This is a genomic window from Roseomonas genomospecies 6 (assembly GCF_008365375.1).
Taxonomy (GTDB): Bacteria; Pseudomonadota; Alphaproteobacteria; order Azospirillales; family Azospirillaceae; genus Azospirillum.
In genome coordinates this window covers 58,196-72,793 of the sequence record NZ_QOKW01000012.1, presented here as the reverse complement: position 1 = coordinate 72,793, position 14,598 = coordinate 58,196, and the positions used below count along the sequence as shown (strand labels likewise).

The window sequence follows — 14,598 nt, the reverse complement described above, 5'->3', positions numbered from 1 at the left end:
AACATGGGCAGCGCGTCACCACGGCGCGCTGCCTTTCCTCATGCTCGTCACTTTTGAGAGCTTGTGGCGGGCGGCCGAGCCGGTCCTGGAGTCCCGTCTTGCAGCCTCGAGCCCAGCGGCGACAGAGAAAGTTGCAGGTGGCGTGCAGGACACCCCTCGGCAATTGCACCATGACGACCCGGTGATCTACCCTGTCCAGGTAGGGACTTTCTTTGGGGAATGGCCTTGTCCGACGCGATGCGCACGCTTGTCCAACGGTGGCGGGAAGACCCGAATGCCACGTACCGCAGCTGGTTTCTGTGGGAAGAGCGGGTGAAGAACTTCCGCTCCATCCGCCGCGGCATCCAGCAGGTCGTCGCCGACATCGAGGCCGGAACCTTCGGCAACGCCTACCGCGGCTCCTCGCTGGAAACGGTGGTCCACTCGATCGCGGAACAGCGGCAGATCTTCAAGGGTGCCGACCACGCCTTCTTGTGGAAGCCCAAGCTACGCATCCCGGACATCTACGAGAACCCCGACAACCAGCGCGCCTTCGGCCGCCTGCTCGACACCTGCGTCTGCTGCAACGCCGAGGCGCAGGTTCTCGCCGCCATCCGGCAGATCGACTCCAAGCAGATCAAGGGCCTCGGCCCGGCCGTGGCAAACCTGCTCTATTTCCTGCACCCCACCATCGTGCCGCCCTTCAATACGGCCATCGTGAACGGCTACAACGCGCTCACCGGCGCCAAGGTGAAGCTCGGGAAGTGGGACGAGTTCCTGGCCATGCGCCAGGGCATCCTGGCCCTGAACGCCGAGTACCGCGACCTGCTGTCGAACGACCTCGGCGCCATCGGCGGCTTGCTGTTCGATGTCGGCTCCGGCCGGTACACCGCGCCGCCGCGCGCCGACGACGCGGTCGCCCGCGCCGCTTGGGAGGCCGACCTCGCCAAGGTGCGCGAGGAGAACGCCAAGGCGTCGAAGGCGACCGCGGCCGAGCGCGAAGGCGACCGCACGCACACCGAGATCCAGGGCTGGCTGCGTGACCTTGGCAAGGCCTTGGACTACGATGTCTGGATCGCCTCGAACGACCGCGGGCGGCCGTACAACGGCGGCAAGCTCGGCGAGGGGTGCCTTGAGCGTCTGCCTGAGGTGATCGAGAAAGCTCCCGGCGCCGACGCCGTCCGGCTCATCGACGTGCTATGGCTCGGCCGTGGAAAGGCGCACGTCGCGGCTGCCTTCGAGGTCGAGCACTCGACGTCCATCTACTCCGGCATTGTCCGCATGCTCGATCTGGCGCTCGGCACCGAGGCGCATGCTCTCGAGGGGATGTTCCTGGTCGCGCCGAACGGCCGCGAAGACGAGGTCCGAGCGCAGCTGGCTCGGCCCGCGTTCTCCCGGGTCGCCGACCTCAAGGTGCGCTATCTGCCGTACGGTGAGCTCGAGAGCCACCGGGAGTCCATCGCCCGTTTCGGGACCGGCATGAAGGCCATCCACGCCATCTCGCGGACCTTGGTTTGAGCGAAGCTGCCGGTATTTGGAAGAGAACCCGCCTGGGATGAGCTAACACATGAAGCCATCTACAGGGCACTGTCTGCCCTGGAAAGTGCAGGACTCATCGCCCGTAGAACGGCTGCGTGACCGTTCCGGCCATCCCGGCCCCCGCCGTGGAACGTCGGGGGAGCTTACTCGTGTCCCGCCAACCACTCTGCCATGATCTTCTTCGCGCCGTTGCGCGCGATCTGGTCGTCCTCAGGGGAAAGGCCGTAGGCGTTCAGCTTTTTGGAGGGCGTCGATGATGCGCTGGAGATCCGCGTTCCGTCCGGCGGCATAAATCCGCGGACTGGTCGGGAAACGCTCAGGGACCTGACGAACTTCGCGGTGGCGGAGTAGAAGGACGATGCCATTGCCCCAGCCCCTACACAAAGGTGTTGCAGGCCATGCGGCCTGCAACACTACTCTGGGCATCATCTCTTCTGCTTGAAGTCCGAAACCGAGCGGCGTGCACCGTCGGAAGCCGACACGGTCCGCTGGGTTCGACGGCGCTACTGAACCGCCTCTCGTATCTGCTGCTCCATATCGGGTGTGACCTGAGCCGGTCGCGCAGGAAGGGGCTGACTCCCGCGCTTGCCATTGTTCCCAATGTCGTCAATGAGCAGCTTCATCTCAGCGATCTCGCGAACCTGTGATTCGATGATCTTATCCGCGAGCTTGCGCACGCGGGGGTCGCTGATGCTGGCGTTGCTTGCGTTATTGATGGCGATGGAGTGGTGCGGGATCATCGACTTCATGAAGCTGACATCGCCGATCAGGCCCTGACTGCGGTTCACGTAGAGGAGTACAACTCCGACCAGCACGGCTCCGACCAATACGACGATCTTAATGGCCATACCCCTGTACATTGACCACATGAAGCCGAGCATCACGATAGTCATGACGCACCCCATAACGAGCGAGGAGACCAGCCGGTTTACGCTGAAAAGGGCGTGATCGAGCGAATAAACAAGCTGGTACATCAAAAAGAACATGATGAACGTTGAGGTTGCGATCATTGCCGCAAACCGACCCCAACCCATTTTCATCATGTTCCTATGGTGATTTTGCTCGTATGACATTGTGGCTTCCTCTACCCCATTCTGCCCAATGAGGGGGAACAAAACCCCCATCATTTTTGTTCCCGCGCAGCTTTTCATTGTCGTGGCACGCCGCTCCACGAACTCTGCCAGAGCGAGCATGAGAGGGGCTGGGTAAGACGGGCTGTATATCAGGCGTAGGGATCGAAGTAGACGATGTCTTCCATTCGGACCTTACCCTTGGCGACGCCCAGGCGCTCCGCCGGGGTCAGGCCGTCCTCACCCGTGAAGCACCAGTTGTACCAGACCCGGAAGATGTCGAGGCACTTGCCAAGCGGCGCCGGACCAGCATGAAGAAGCGGTCGATGGCGTGAAGCCAGGCTCGGTTGAACAGATCCTACGCACGCGACCAGGCGAAGCACCCGGCGGGGAGGAGGCCGTTGCTGACGAAGAGCGCACCATGCGCGTAGAGCAGGCGGGCCCTGGCTATGTCGTCGAGGTCGACCGCCCAGAGGCCGCCGGAGCGGTCGCTCCAGACGACGCGCCCGTCCACGGCCGCCACCGCAGCGAACACCTCGGCGGCACTGGTGCCGGGCTTGAACAGGACCATCGCCGTGGTAACGCTCGGCGGCGGCAGGGCGGCGACGGGCCCGGCGACCAGCACGGCGAGCGTGAGCGCAACCGGGGTAGCGAGCCGCCGTCCTCCGCCGGGCGGACGCCCCTCTCCGGCGCTCCGCCTCAGAAGCCATCCCGCCACGATGAAGGCCACCCCGAAGACGGCGAACCAGAGCAGATCCCACACCAGCGGGTTCGGGGAGTCCATGCGGATGCGATGGATTCCGAGGACCCAGTGGGACAGGACGCTGTCGACGACGTGCCAGACGCCGAACCCGACAAGCGTGTTGGCGAACATCCAGCGGTCGGCGCCGGGCTCGCCATACTCCCGCCGGGTGCGCCAGAGCAGCCAGAGGCCCGCCGCGGCGATGACGTACATGGCCACGTGGAACAGCCCGTCCGCGAGCACCAGCGTGCGAAGGTCGCGGAACGTTTCTCCCTCAAGCGCGCTGAGCAGGTGGTGCCATTGCAGCACCTGGTGCAGCAGGATGCCGTCGAAGAAGCCGCCCAAGCCGAAGCCGAGCAGGTAGCCTGCCCAGGAGAACCGGCCCGTGAAGGCCGTGTCCCGGACCCGCTCCCGAGCGCGGGCCTGCGTCGCGTGCGTGGTCATGGCGGCCACCCCTGGTAGGACTTGTCCCCGATCTCCCGGAGCGCCCGCGGGGCGTCGTCGGGGCAATCGCCGCACAGGCGGTTCGCGGGCACGGCGACGTCGATCTTCTTCGGGTACGGCAGGTTGAGGTTCGCCATGATCCCGGCGAACTCCTCGAAGGACTTGGCGTCGCCCAGGCGGGGGTTGCGCTCCCGCTCCTGGAGCACCGTCGAGACGTGCCGGTGCTGGTAGTCGTGGCTCGGGTAGACGAGCGTGTCGTCCGGCAGGGAGAAGATCTTCTCGCGCACCGACCGGTAGAGCGCCGCGGTGTCGCCGTTCTGGAAGTCGGTGCGGCCGCAGCCGTCGATCAGCAGGGCGTCGCCGGTGAACACCCGCGACGTGTCGCCTCGGTCGACGAGATAGCAGTGGTGCGTGTCGGTGTGGCCGGGGGTGTAGAGCGGCTGGAAGGCCAGGCTGCCCATGGTGAGCGGCTTGTCCTCGGCGACGCCGACGTCGGCGCAGGGCAGCCCGTCCATCGCCGGGTAGGCGACCTTGCACCCGGTCAGGGCCCGCAGCCGACAGGCCGAACTGATGTGGTCGGCGTGGATGTGCGTGTCGAGGGTCACGGCGAGCCGCAGCCCGAGTTGCTGGATGACGGCCAGGTCGCGCTCGACCGTCTCCATCACCGGATCGAGAAGGATCGCCTCACCCATGTCGCGGCAGCCGAACAGGTAGGTGTAGGTCGAGGATTCCGGCTCGAACAGCTGACGGAAGATCATGATGTCCCTCCCCGCGTCCGTCCGCCGTCCACGGCGCGCGTGAAGAACGCTTTCGTCTCCGGCGTCCCGAACTGGAAGCCCATCGCCTCGGCTTTGGCCGCCGCCGCGTCCCCGGACAGGCCCTCGCTGCGGGCGATGGACAGGAAGGTGAAGAGCCCGGCACGGCGCCCCGAGGCGCAGTGTACGGCGACCGGACCCGGCAGGCGCGCCACCTCCCGGTCGAAGCGTTCGGCGGTGGCCTCGTTCATGTCCTGCGGGGAGACCGGGATGCTCACGTACTCCAGGCCGTGGCCCCGGGCGACCTCGCCCTCTTCGCTCGGCGACAGGATCTCGTCCTTCTCGCCGGGCGTCCGCAGGTTCACGACCGAGCGGAAGCCCTCGCGGGCCAACTCCGCGACGCGCTCGGCGGTCGGCGGTGCCATCTCGATGGTGAAGCGGTCATCCGCCTTTATGCGGTTCGACATCGGTTGCTCCTCGGTGCAGGGCCCTGTCCCCAGTCTTGCGGCGCAAGCATGGGCATGCCGAGCCGGGTCAGGTCCCGACGGCCTCCAGCGCGGCCTGGGCGCGTTCGCGCGGAGCGGCGTGCGGGGTGGCCGCCTCCAGCCGCCGGAAGTCGCCCCGCAGGCCCTTCAGCGCGGTCCGCTCGCGGTCGATCTCGGCAGCCGTCCTGACGCCCCGCGCGCGGAAGAGGGGCACGGGCGGGCACCAGCCTTGAAGCGCGTGCTGGAGCAGGAACCCGGTCACGACCGCGGGCAGGACGAGGAAACGGCGGTCCAGGAAGGCTCCCAGCACCGTGCCGGTCAGCGCCAGTGTTGCCGCGTTGGCCTCGAGCGTGCGCTCGATGTCCCACTCGTGGTCGAGCTCGTCCAGCCGCCCGTCGATCTCCTCCGGGTGTTCGGCGTGATGCTCGACGCTCCGCTCGATCTGCTCGGCGATCCGCCGGTTGACGGCGTCCGAGGTAGCATCCCTGACGCGCGAGGTTGTCGCGGGCAGCATGGGCATTCTCCTCGATGTCGGATGGGAAACTGATTCGGAAACATTAGAAAGGATTGAACTGTTCCATTGTGACCGGGATGGACGGTGGACGCGACGCTGACGCCCGGCGCGATGCGTGTCGGCGCGCCCCTGTTCCTTGGGGGCGGCGATCGGGATGGCCGGGGACCTCCGGCCGTTCACCGCCACGGCGGCGCTCATCGACGTTCAGCCAAGGCCGCTTGGGGATGACCGAGAGCACGATGGGTGCGCCGAACGACACGCCGCTGGATCCCGCCGAGTTGACGAACCGCGCCGCCGAGGCCGAGGCGTTCCTGCACTCGCTCGCGAGCCGCCACCGCCTGATGATCCTGTGCTCGCTGGTCGAAGGCGAGATGGCGGTCGGCGAGCTTGTCCGGCGCCTTGGCCTGTCCCAGTCCAACCTCTCCCAGCACCTTGCCAAGCTGCGCGACGAGGGGCTGGTGGCGACCCGCCGCGAAGGGACCGCCATCCACTACCGGATCGGCTCCGAGCGCGTCCGCCCGATCTTGACCGAACTCTACCGGCTGTTCTGCACCGGCCGGAACTCCTCCTCATGAAGGCCCCTCAATGGAACACTTCACCTTGTATCGGCCCTCGTGGGCGGCCTGCTGATCGGGTCGTCCGCCGCCCTGTTCGTCCTCCTCTACGGCCGGATCACCGGCGTCAGCGGCATCCTGGGCGGCTTGCTGCCGCCGACCCGCGGCGACACCTCCTGGCGGGTCGCTTTCGTCGCCGGGCTACTGGCGGCGCCCCTACTGTATGCGGCGGTGACGGGCACGCTTCCGCGGGTGCGGGGCGACGCCCCGCTCGGGCTGCTGGTCGTGGCGGGCCTGCTGGTCGGCTTCGGCACGCGGATGGGGTCGGGTTGCACCAGCGGGCATGGTGTCTGCGGCTTCGCGCGCCGATCACCCCGCTCGCTCGTCGCCACCGCCGTCTTCATGGCCAGTGCCGTCGTCACTGTCTTCGTCGTTCGCCATCTCTTCGGAGTGTGAGCCATGCGCCTGATCGCCTCCGCTTTCGTCGTCGGACTGCTTTTCGGCCTGGGACTGGTCATCTCGCAGATGATCAATCCGGCCAAGGTGCTCGCCTTCCTCGACATCTTCGGGGCCTGGGATCCGAGCCTCGCCCTGGTGATGGCGGGCGCCGTTGCGGCGGCCTCGGTGGGCTTCGCCGTCGCCGGGCGCCGAGCCGCACCGCTGTGGGCGCCCGCCTTCCAGATCCCGACCCGGCGTGACCTCGACGCCCGGCTCATCACCGGGGCGGCCCTGTTCGGGATCGGCTGGGGGCTGGTCGGCCTCTGTCCGGGCCCGGCGCTCACCACGTTGCCGCTGGGGCTCTGGCAGGTCGTCGTGTTCGTGGCCGCGTGCTTGTGGGCATGGCCCTGCACCGCGTCCTGCCGACAGCCACGGCGACGCCCACCTATGCGCGCCGACCTTCGACCCCGCTGACCCCCCGCTTCGCCACCGGGACCCACTCGACCAGATGCGTTCCATGACCGTTCTCGTCACTCTCCTCTCCGGGGCCCTGGTCGGCTTCTCCCTCGGCCTGATCGGGGGCGGCGGGTCGATCCTGGCCGTCCCGCTGCTGCTCTACGTGGTGGGCGTCCCGAACCCGCACGTCGCCATCGGCACCAGCGCCCTGGCGGTCGCCGCGAACGCCTTCGCCAACCTGGCCCAGCACGCCCGGGCCGGAACCGTGAAGTGGCCGTGCGCGGCGACGTTCGCCCTGTCCGGCGTGGTCGGCGCGCTGGTCGGCTCGACCATCGGCAAGTCGGTCGACGGTGAGAGCCTGCTGTTCCTTTTCGCGCTGGTGATGGTCGCAGTCGGCGTCTCGATGCTCCGGCGGCGGGGAAGCGAGGGCGATCCGGGCGTCCACATCAACAAGCGGATCGCCGTGCGCCTCGTTGCCATCGGGTTCCTGGCCGGAGCGATCTCGGGCTTCTTCGGGATCGGCGGCGGCTTCCTGATCGTCCCCGGCATCATGCTCGGCAGCGGCATGGCCGTGCTCAACGCCATCGGCTCGTCGCTGTTCTCGGTGGGCACCTTCGGCCTGACCACGGCGGCCAACTACGCGCTCTCGGGTCTCGTGGACTGGACGATCGCTGCGCTGTTCATCGCCGGTGGGGTGGTGGGAGGCTTCGCGGGCATGAAGGCCGCGGTCGGGCTGTCCACCCGCAAGGGCGCGCTGACCAAGGTCTTCGCTGGCGTGCTGTTCGCCGTAGCGGCCTACATGCTGTACCGCAACGCCGGAGTCCTCGGCCTGTTTTGACGCGCCGCCCTCTACCACGGGGGGCGGCCGTGCTCCGCCTTCAGTTCCGCCGGAACCATGTTTCTCAACGGCGCGCCAGACGGTGGCGGGAACGAATCTTTATCAGAACTGTCTGATAGAGAGTCGCCGGTCACGGCCGACGGGGGAGACAATGCCCTTCCTGTCCCACATCAGGGCCTTGCTTGGTGCGGCCATCTTGGCGGCGGGTCTGGCGCTGCCCGCGGCGGCACAGGACGCCGTCAACGTCTACGGCCCCGGCGGCCCGCTGCCCGCGATGAAGGAGGCGGCGGCCATGTTCGGGCAGACGGGCGGGGGCACGGTCAACGTCACCGCCAGGCCGACGCCGCAGTGGCTGGACAAGACCAAGCAGGACGCCGACGTCATCTACAGCGGCGCCGAGAACATGATGACCGACTTCGTCCGGCTGATGGAGGGCCGGATCCTCGAGGACACCATAGACCCGCTCTACCTGCGGCCGTCGGTGCATGGTGCCGGATAGCAAGGCGCAGCGCGGTGTGTTGAAGCTGAACGGGAGCCTGGTCGTCCTGGAGCTCGCATCGGCCGAGGTTGCGTCGGCCGACCCTGCATCGGCCGGAGGCGGGATCGGGCAGGTCGAGGAGCTTGCGCTGGTCGCCGAGCCGATCCGGGCGTCCATCGTGCCCGTTCCCGGAGAAGCGGCCGAAATCCGGGTCGGGATGCAGCGCCGGGAAGCCAACATGGTCTTCGAGGCCGGACAGGACCTCAGGATCGGGTACCGCGGTTACTTGGAATGTCTGCCTGAGCCACCGCAACACTGACCGTCACCGCACCCAGGTTCATTACCGCCTCGAGCCAGCAGCACCCCGCAATCGGGGCGCTACTTATGCTTGGTTGAGGATGATGGTGCCGGTGGTGCAGAATCCTTGGTGTGACGCGGGTTTGGTCCAGAGGTTGGGCACCGGCTTTCCAGGCTGGCCAGGTTGGTTCGAGTCCAACAGCCCGCTCCATCCGTTTCGAGAAGTGACTTCGGCCCCATCACCGTCAGCCGATGGTGGGGCCGAAGCCCGTTTCCAGATCCAGTCAGCCTTTACGGGGCTTTCTGCCGACGGCGACCAGCACCCCGGCGAGCACCAGGAACACCACGGCGCCTCCGCCCCAGACCCGGACGTAGCCCGGCATCCCGAGGCTGGGGACCAGGGCGTAGACGGCGGCGAGGACGGCCCAGACGGCGACGATGGCCGCGGTCAGCCAGAGTTCATCGTTCTTCATGACGGATCTCCTGCGCTCAGTGGCCGTGGCCGCCGCCGATGGCGATGATCGGCAGGGACTGGATCAGCTGGAACGCGATGATGGTGAAGACGTACATCGCGGCGACCAGAGCCGCGACCGACACGGGCCCTGTCCAGGCGGGCGCCGCACCGACGCCGCGTGCCCCGGTCTGCCAGTCGACCACCGGCACCTCCGTCGCGACCGGCGCACGCCGGGACAGCAGCGTGCGGACGACGCCGTAGACGGTGACCGAAATGGCGACGGCGAAGATGGTGGCGCCGACGCCAACCAGCGCCATCAGCACCGGCCACGCGGCCGGGGCCATGCCGCCGTAGCTGACGTCGAACACGCGGCGCGGCACGCCCATGAACCCGGCCGTGATGCCCGCGGCACCGAAGATGACCAAGCCGATGGTGACGATGACCGGCATGCGTTTCAGCACCGCCGGACGCCACAGCGAGCCGCCGCCGAGCGCCGGGAGCATCACCATCATGGCGGCCAGGAAGGTCTGGGTCAGCACGCCGACGGCGAAGAAGTGGAAGTAGCCGGGGACGAAGAACGTGTCGGACAGCATCGGTGCCAGTTCGCCCTGGATCAGGACGAAGGCGAAGGTGATGCCGAGCATCATGTTCACCACCGCCCAGCCCATGTTCGCCATGGCCGGGTTGTCCCAGGGCAGCCCGCGCATCCAGCCGAAGAAGCCGGTCGCGCCACGCGCCCGCGCGCTGGCTTCAAGCGACGAGACGATGATGGCGAAGGCCGCGAGCGTCGGCACCGAGACGAACAGCGACAGCAGCGAGCCGACGACGCGCACCCCTTCGGACAGGTTGGGCTCGAGGAACATATGGTAGAGGCTCGTCGGCGGCACGAAGACCAGGTACGCCGCAAAGACGATCTTCGACAGCCGCGCGCCGTGGATCGACTTCACGCCCGTCAGGTGCTCGGTCAGCACGTACCACACCAGCACCGTCGCCATCAGCGGCAGGTAATGCAGGTTGTGGAACAGGATGTGCCACTCGGTGCCGTGGTCGGCCGGGAAGGACCCCATCCCCAGGGACCACAGCACGCCGGGCAGGAAGGCGTTGGTCGCGGCGATGGCGCTGACCACCAGGAATCCCGCCCAGGCGAACAGGGCGAAGCCGACGGCGGTGAACTCGTCCGCCTCGCCGCGCAGCCGCGGCTGGAGCACCGTGGCGATGCCGCTGATCGCCGAGGCGACCAAGCCGCCCGAGAGCAGCAGGTAGCCGAGCGCGAAGAAGCCGACCGAGCGCGGGTCGTCCGCGGCGAGTTCGGGGCTGCCGTCGTAGAGCAGCGGCGTGCCGGTGTAGGAGATCCACTCGCTGACACCGAAGCCCACCAGCATGAGGGCAGCGCCGAGCCAGGCGAACGGGCGCAGGGCCAGCCCACGTCCATTTTCAGCGGCCGCCAGCACCAGCAGCAGCGCCGCCTGGATCAGGTAGAGCCAGTAGAAGAACACGGACACGCCGTGCAGTGTCAGCAGGCGGTAGGCATCGTCGGGGAAGAAGGTCAGCGCACCGGCGCGGGCCAGTGCCGTCACGAAGCCACCGGCGAGGCCGAGGCCGAGCGCCAGCAGGGCGGCGCCGAACAGCAGCTTGAGAAGGGCCTTGTCGGGTGTCGGCAAGGCAGCGATCCGCGTGGTCAGGGTGGGCTTGGCGCCGATCGGGGCGGAGGGTTTAGACATCATGTTCATGGTCTCCTCCATCCACTCAGGCGACGACAATGCGGCCCATCATGGCGTCGTGCGCCTGGCCGCAGTAGACGGTGCAGTACACAAGGTACTCGCCCGGCCTGGTGAAGGTGATGACCTGCTCGGTGACCGTGTTCGGACGCAGACGGATGATGCGGCTGGCGGAGCCCAGCTGGATCGACGCGCCGTGGGTGATGTCGTCGGCCATCATGCGGAACCGGTAGGGCTGTCCAGCTTTCAGGCGCAGCACATCGGGGCTGTAGGCGAACTTTTGCGCCATCAGGTAGACGTCGACCGGCTCGCCTCCGGTGTCGTGGCTGTGGTCGTGCCCCTCGGCCGCATGGCTGTGCGTGTCCTCGCTCACGTGCGGGTTCACGCTGCCGTCCTTCTGGGCGTAGCGCTGGACGAAGTAGTCGTGCTCGAAGCGGAACTCCTCGGGCGCCACGCCCGCCGAAGCCCCGTGACCACCGTGCCCACCGGCCTCGGCGGGCGCTTCGGCGGCACCATGGCCGCCATGACCACCGCCGTGAGCGTCGGGTTCGGGGGCAGCAGCCGTCTTGCCGCCGAAAGGAAGCGGTGCGGCGCCGAAGGCCGCCCAGGCGCCGTACAGGGAGACGGCGCCGAAGCCCAGTCCGGCGATGAAGCCGCGACGGGTCGTCAAATGCCTCTCAGGCATGGTGAGAGTCCTCTGATCGCGTAGTCGGAAACACGTGCGGCACCGCGCGAACGCGGCGCGTGGCCGGGCTTCCGACGCAGACGTCAGAGCGCTCGGCCGATCAGAGGCTGGTCTTCGGAGGGGGCGTGTCCGGGGTGATGTCCCGAGCGTTCGGGACGTAGTCCGGCCGAGGATGCCAAGACGTCTCGACCGTCGTCACGGAGACGGTGATGGCATGGCCCGTCGGGGCCTCAGCCGCCGGGCAACACGGAGCCACGACCACCAGGGCGGCCTTGTGGGAGTCACCATGCGACGGGGCCGTAGGTGACGGCATGTGATGGGAGCTGTGGTCCACCGAGCGGCCATGAGCGTCCACATGCGCCATGGCTCCGCCCGCCGCGCCCACCAGGAGCGCGAAGGCGAACACCAGCACGGCGAAGATGTGTCCCAATCGCTTCATGTCTGCCGTCGTTACGCTCGACCCGGGTGTGCCCAGGTCAGCTCAGGCATAACTCATACAGTGGGTCCGGTCATTGACCAAGGTCAACCAGAACCCCATCAGCCACCACCCTTTAGAGTCAATGATTCTCCCGGTTTTCCCCAAGTAAGCGCCTGATTCAGCTCAATGTTTTTGGAATCACCCAAGGAGAACGGATCAACGGCGCGGCTTGTTTCCGGCGAACCACGCCGACACCCGGGCGCTCCGCTCGCGGACATCGTCGACGACGAGGTCGAGCAGAGGGCTGTCGGCTTCGGTCCCGCGGCATGCCTCGCGCACCTCGGCGATACGATCCGGCAGGCGCGAGGCCAAGTCCTGAAGACGCTCCTGCACGATGCTCTTCCTCACCCCAACCTCTTCGGCAAAGGCGTCCCAATGGTCCAGTGTCAGCTGCACCGGATCGCGTTCGCCTCCCACGAACATGGCCAATCGCGGGCGCTGTTCCTTGTAGTGGCTGCGGAAGGCAGCCGCGTTGTTCACGTCGTAGAGCTTGCTCAGCGCCATGCGGTCGCCGCGGTAGACCAGCGAGTAGTTCTTGGCGTGCGCGTCCGGGTTGCCGATCAGGAACTGGAACACGGCTCGTCCCAGAAGCTCCTGGCGCGCCGCGGCCGGGTCTACCGTGTGAGCCATCAGTTCGAAACACTCAGCCCAGCCGGGGCCTCCGTCCTTTTCGTACTTCTCACGCGGGTAACGGCCGAGAGCTTGGCAGAAATCCTCCTGGTGCACGCGGCGCAGATACCGCTGGCCCTGTGATTCGATGAGCGTGCGGTCGTAGCGTGCGATCAGCATGTACACCATGTCCTCCGCCCGCCGGATGCTGGAACGTGGGACGTCGAGGCCGACGGCTGCGGCGGCGCGCAGGCAGAAGTGCTCGACCCGCACCGAGTCCGGGAGGCCGTCGATGTCGACCTTCAGGATGTGCGAGGTCGGTGTCCGGCCGCGCGGCAGGGCAACCTGCCCTTGGGCCAGCAACACCGCCGTCTTGTGGTGGACACCCGGCAGCGACAGCCTGAGCTCCCCGTCGGCATCCACGAACAAAGGCCGTCGAGGGAGGTCCCGGATGTGCTGCGCCAAGCGCGCGTCGTCCAGAACATCGTACTCCGGCAGCACTCGATCCTCTGGTACGACCTCCGCTTCGGGCGCGACGATGGAGATGGCGCCCGGGCATTCCCGCCCCAGTTTCGTCAGCAGGCCGTAGTCGTCGCTGGCGTCCACCTTGAAGTATCGCGCCAGCGTCGCCCGGACGTTCGTGTTGTCCGGAAGAAGCCCGTCGAAATACGGGCCCGCCTTGTCCTCGCCGTAGACGCCCTCGCCTACCGGCATCTTCGCCGAAATCCCATGCGCTTGAGCGTTGCCAGAGCTCGCCGCGGTGATCCAGCTCGGGAGGTACTCGAAGGACAAGGAACCATCCCGTGAGGCGGTCAGCGTACCGACGGAAAGCCCATACAAGCGCACGGAAGCCGACATGTCACAGTCCCTCGTCGATGTCGACTTCCCGCTCGTCCAGACCGGCCTCCGGCGGGGTCGCGGCGCTCTCGGCCGCCACGCCAGCTCTCAACGGAATGCCAAGAAGCACCAGCAACTTCAACGTCATGCTGGTCGGCGGGTCGGCCTTGCCGTTTTCGAAATCCGATAGCCATTTCTGCGTGTGCCCAATCAGCCCGGCTGCGTCACCCTGTGTCAAGCCACGGCGTTTCCGCTCGACACGGACCAGCTTGCGCACGTCATCCAACGTCAGGAGATCAGTCATGATATAACCGGTCGGTGATAAATGTGCTCCCAAACCCTATTTATCACCGACCGGTTATATTTACAAGTTTTGGGCATCTTTATCACCGACCGGTGATAAATCATCTCTGAGGCGCAAAATACCACCGCTCGGTGATACGGGATGCGGAACAGTGGAATTGTTCAAGAGGCCAGGGTTGACGCTGAAACCAGCTTGGCCTGCCGGGCGACGGCGCCCAGGGCGAAGGACAAGGAAGGGCGGGCGAACACTTTTCCGGTTGGGCATCGTTGCAAGGGTTGAGACCCGACGCAAGCGGCTGTCCGTCACTGGCGCCACCACCTCTCATTTTGTTGTTGACCTTCCAGCAGCTGGAAGGTGGATGGTGGCGCAGTAGCCCTTGCGGTGACCTCGAAGGAGTGAGTGGCAGGATGCCGCACCCTTCTTCAGATCCCTGGCAAGAATGGTTGCAGGGACCGAGGATTGGTCCTAGGTTCTAAGAGAGGCCGCAGAGCGCTCCGGTGTCATGCGACCTCCATTGAGGATGAGGCAATCGCCATGTGGCGCGCGACGCGGTCGACGGTGAGGAGGGTGGTGGTGAGCCTGCTGATGCTGGCCACGCTGCTCGTCTACGCCGTTCCGAGCCACGCCAACCTCCTCCCCCACCACCAAGCACCGGCACCGCACGAGCACGTTCTGGTCGACGCCCATGGCGATGCCATTGCCGCGGCCGCCGACCACGAGCACGAGGAGGCCCCGTGTGGGGATCTCGGACTGCTCGACGACGGCGCCTGCTGTAGCGTCGCCCAGTGTGCCACCATGCACGGCGGCCTTCCCGCGGTGGTGTTCGAGACGTTCGTCCCGCGCCTGAACGCCTCCCTCCATCTGCCTGCCTTGGCCACGCCGGACGGCATCGGCATCGATCCGGCTCTTCGTCCCCCGCTCTGA

20 protein-coding genes and 1 tRNA gene are annotated in these 14,598 nt (G+C 66.9%); 9 read left to right on the top strand and 12 right to left on the bottom strand.

The window, feature by feature from the left end; translation table 11 throughout:
• Positions 1 to 219: 219 nt before the first annotated feature.
• Entirely contained in the window at positions 220 to 1,497 is a 1,278-nt protein-coding gene (locus DS843_RS16265; RefSeq protein WP_286192135.1) for a type II restriction endonuclease, read from the top strand.
• A gap of 164 nt (positions 1,498 to 1,661) precedes the next feature.
• Here DS843_RS16265 and DS843_RS16260 read toward each other — a convergent pair whose 3' ends face one another.
• The 6 genes from DS843_RS16260 to DS843_RS16235 all read right to left on the bottom strand — a co-directional run bounded on the left by DS843_RS16260 (position 1,662) and on the right by DS843_RS16235 (position 5,528).
• On the bottom strand, positions 1,662 to 1,883 hold the full coding sequence (locus DS843_RS16260) for a hypothetical protein (RefSeq protein WP_149469929.1): 222 nt from the start codon (positions 1,881 to 1,883) through the stop codon (positions 1,662 to 1,664).
• A gap of 138 nt (positions 1,884 to 2,021) precedes the next feature.
• A complete protein-coding gene (locus DS843_RS16255) occupies positions 2,022 to 2,711 on the bottom strand; it encodes a DUF305 domain-containing protein (protein ID WP_286192134.1) in 690 nt (229 codons plus the stop codon).
• Positions 2,712 to 2,946: 235 nt separating this feature from the next.
• Positions 2,947 to 3,774 (bottom strand): DUF2243 domain-containing protein, encoded by an 828-nt coding sequence (locus tag DS843_RS16250; protein ID WP_167525338.1) that lies wholly within the window; start codon positions 3,772 to 3,774, stop codon positions 2,947 to 2,949.
• The gene (locus DS843_RS16245; RefSeq protein WP_149469927.1) at positions 3,771 to 4,532 is read right to left on the bottom strand and encodes an MBL fold metallo-hydrolase; all 762 of its coding nucleotides are present in this window, start codon (positions 4,530 to 4,532) and stop codon (positions 3,771 to 3,773) included. Before DS843_RS16245 ends, DS843_RS16250 begins: the two co-directional genes overlap by 4 nt.
• Positions 4,529 to 4,996, bottom strand: a complete 468-nt coding sequence (locus DS843_RS16240; RefSeq protein WP_149469926.1) for a protein tyrosine phosphatase family protein — start codon at positions 4,994 to 4,996, stop codon at positions 4,529 to 4,531. Before DS843_RS16240 ends, DS843_RS16245 begins: the two co-directional genes overlap by 4 nt.
• A 67-nt stretch (positions 4,997 to 5,063) precedes the next feature.
• The gene (locus tag DS843_RS16235) at positions 5,064 to 5,528 is read right to left on the bottom strand and encodes a hypothetical protein (protein ID WP_149469925.1); all 465 of its coding nucleotides are present in this window, start codon (positions 5,526 to 5,528) and stop codon (positions 5,064 to 5,066) included.
• A gap of 224 nt (positions 5,529 to 5,752) precedes the next feature.
• On the opposite strand from DS843_RS16235, the gene DS843_RS16230 reads away from it, so the two are divergent.
• The 7 genes from DS843_RS16230 to DS843_RS16200 all read left to right on the top strand — a co-directional run bounded on the left by DS843_RS16230 (position 5,753) and on the right by DS843_RS16200 (position 8,800).
• On the top strand, positions 5,753 to 6,103 hold the full coding sequence (locus DS843_RS16230) for an ArsR/SmtB family transcription factor (protein ID WP_286192133.1): 351 nt from the start codon (positions 5,753 to 5,755) through the stop codon (positions 6,101 to 6,103).
• Between the two features lie 39 nt (positions 6,104 to 6,142).
• Positions 6,143 to 6,538: a YeeE/YedE family protein gene (locus tag DS843_RS16225; protein ID WP_149469924.1), complete on the top strand. Its 396-nt coding sequence runs from the start codon at positions 6,143 to 6,145 to the stop codon at positions 6,536 to 6,538.
• A 3-nt stretch (positions 6,539 to 6,541) separates the two neighbouring features.
• Positions 6,542 to 6,994 (top strand): DUF6691 family protein, encoded by a 453-nt coding sequence (locus DS843_RS16220; protein WP_286192132.1) that lies wholly within the window; start codon positions 6,542 to 6,544, stop codon positions 6,992 to 6,994.
• A gap of 43 nt (positions 6,995 to 7,037) precedes the next feature.
• Positions 7,038 to 7,814: a sulfite exporter TauE/SafE family protein gene (locus DS843_RS16215; protein WP_149469923.1), complete on the top strand. Its 777-nt coding sequence runs from the start codon at positions 7,038 to 7,040 to the stop codon at positions 7,812 to 7,814.
• Positions 7,815 to 7,965: 151 nt separating this feature from the next.
• Positions 7,966 to 8,313 carry a substrate-binding domain-containing protein gene (locus DS843_RS16210; RefSeq protein WP_208852256.1) on the top strand — a complete coding sequence of 116 codons (348 nt, stop codon included), beginning with the start codon at positions 7,966 to 7,968 and terminating at the stop codon, positions 8,311 to 8,313.
• On the top strand, positions 8,300 to 8,611 hold the full coding sequence (locus DS843_RS16205) for a hypothetical protein (protein WP_149469922.1): 312 nt from the start codon (positions 8,300 to 8,302) through the stop codon (positions 8,609 to 8,611). Before DS843_RS16210 ends, DS843_RS16205 begins: the two co-directional genes overlap by 14 nt.
• Positions 8,612 to 8,726: 115 nt before the next feature.
• Positions 8,727 to 8,800 (top strand) — tRNA-Gly (locus DS843_RS16200).
• A gap of 73 nt (positions 8,801 to 8,873) precedes the next feature.
• Here DS843_RS16200 and DS843_RS16195 read toward each other — a convergent pair.
• The 6 genes from DS843_RS16195 to DS843_RS16170 all read right to left on the bottom strand — a co-directional run bounded on the left by DS843_RS16195 (position 8,874) and on the right by DS843_RS16170 (position 13,674).
• Positions 8,874 to 9,062, bottom strand: a complete 189-nt coding sequence (locus tag DS843_RS16195; protein ID WP_149469921.1) for a hypothetical protein — start codon at positions 9,060 to 9,062, stop codon at positions 8,874 to 8,876.
• Positions 9,063 to 9,078: 16 nt separating this feature from the next.
• A complete protein-coding gene (locus DS843_RS16190; protein ID WP_167525337.1) occupies positions 9,079 to 10,767 on the bottom strand; it encodes a cbb3-type cytochrome c oxidase subunit I in 1,689 nt (562 codons plus the stop codon).
• Between the two features lie 22 nt (positions 10,768 to 10,789).
• Positions 10,790 to 11,431: a cupredoxin domain-containing protein gene (locus DS843_RS16185; protein WP_167525336.1), complete on the bottom strand. Its 642-nt coding sequence runs from the start codon at positions 11,429 to 11,431 to the stop codon at positions 10,790 to 10,792.
• 115 nt (positions 11,432 to 11,546) lie between these two features.
• Entirely contained in the window at positions 11,547 to 11,885 is a 339-nt protein-coding gene (locus tag DS843_RS16180) for a hypothetical protein (protein ID WP_149469918.1), read from the bottom strand.
• Positions 11,886 to 12,080: 195 nt separating this feature from the next.
• The gene (locus DS843_RS16175) at positions 12,081 to 13,391 is read right to left on the bottom strand and encodes a type II toxin-antitoxin system HipA family toxin (RefSeq protein ID WP_149469917.1); all 1,311 of its coding nucleotides are present in this window, start codon (positions 13,389 to 13,391) and stop codon (positions 12,081 to 12,083) included.
• A gap of 1 nt (position 13,392) precedes the next feature.
• Complete coding sequence (locus DS843_RS16170) at positions 13,393 to 13,674, bottom strand: helix-turn-helix domain-containing protein (protein WP_149469916.1); 282 nt, start codon at positions 13,672 to 13,674, stop codon at positions 13,393 to 13,395.
• Positions 13,675 to 14,247: 573 nt separating this feature from the next.
• Here DS843_RS16170 and DS843_RS16165 point away from each other — a divergent pair.
• On the top strand, positions 14,248 to 14,598 hold the full coding sequence (locus DS843_RS16165; protein WP_149469915.1) for a hypothetical protein: 351 nt from the start codon (positions 14,248 to 14,250) through the stop codon (positions 14,596 to 14,598).

Excerpts from the sequence above, each read along its gene's own strand:
- DS843_RS16240 (WP_149469926.1), bottom strand. The coding sequence starts at position 4,996 with ATGTCGAACCGCATAAAGGCGGATGACCGCTTCACCATCGAGATGGCA.
- DS843_RS16235 (WP_149469925.1), bottom strand. The coding sequence starts at position 5,528 with ATGCTGCCCGCGACAACCTCGCGCGTCAGGGATGCTACCTCGGACGCC.
- DS843_RS16190 (WP_167525337.1), bottom strand. The coding sequence starts at position 10,767 with ATGATGTCTAAACCCTCCGCCCCGATCGGCGCCAAGCCCACCCTGACC.
- DS843_RS16230 (WP_286192133.1), top strand. The coding sequence starts at position 5,753 with ATGACCGAGAGCACGATGGGTGCGCCGAACGACACGCCGCTGGATCCC.
- DS843_RS16215 (WP_149469923.1), top strand. The coding sequence starts at position 7,038 with ATGACCGTTCTCGTCACTCTCCTCTCCGGGGCCCTGGTCGGCTTCTCC.
- DS843_RS16170 (WP_149469916.1), bottom strand. The coding sequence starts at position 13,674 with ATGACTGATCTCCTGACGTTGGATGACGTGCGCAAGCTGGTCCGTGTC.
- DS843_RS16180 (WP_149469918.1), bottom strand. The coding sequence starts at position 11,885 with ATGAAGCGATTGGGACACATCTTCGCCGTGCTGGTGTTCGCCTTCGCG.
- DS843_RS16255 (WP_286192134.1), bottom strand. The coding sequence starts at position 2,711 with ATGCTCGCTCTGGCAGAGTTCGTGGAGCGGCGTGCCACGACAATGAAA.
- DS843_RS16205 (WP_149469922.1), top strand. The coding sequence starts at position 8,300 with ATGGTGCCGGATAGCAAGGCGCAGCGCGGTGTGTTGAAGCTGAACGGG.
- DS843_RS16260 (WP_149469929.1), bottom strand. The coding sequence starts at position 1,883 with ATGGCATCGTCCTTCTACTCCGCCACCGCGAAGTTCGTCAGGTCCCTG.
- DS843_RS16175 (WP_149469917.1), bottom strand. The coding sequence starts at position 13,391 with ATGTCGGCTTCCGTGCGCTTGTATGGGCTTTCCGTCGGTACGCTGACC.
- DS843_RS16195 (WP_149469921.1), bottom strand. The coding sequence starts at position 9,062 with ATGAAGAACGATGAACTCTGGCTGACCGCGGCCATCGTCGCCGTCTGG.
- DS843_RS16210 (WP_208852256.1), top strand. The coding sequence starts at position 7,966 with ATGCCCTTCCTGTCCCACATCAGGGCCTTGCTTGGTGCGGCCATCTTG.
- DS843_RS16220 (WP_286192132.1), top strand. The coding sequence starts at position 6,542 with ATGCGCCTGATCGCCTCCGCTTTCGTCGTCGGACTGCTTTTCGGCCTG.
- DS843_RS16265 (WP_286192135.1), top strand. The coding sequence starts at position 220 with ATGGCCTTGTCCGACGCGATGCGCACGCTTGTCCAACGGTGGCGGGAA.
- DS843_RS16245 (WP_149469927.1), bottom strand. The coding sequence starts at position 4,532 with ATGATCTTCCGTCAGCTGTTCGAGCCGGAATCCTCGACCTACACCTAC.
- DS843_RS16250 (WP_167525338.1), bottom strand. The coding sequence starts at position 3,774 with ATGACCACGCACGCGACGCAGGCCCGCGCTCGGGAGCGGGTCCGGGAC.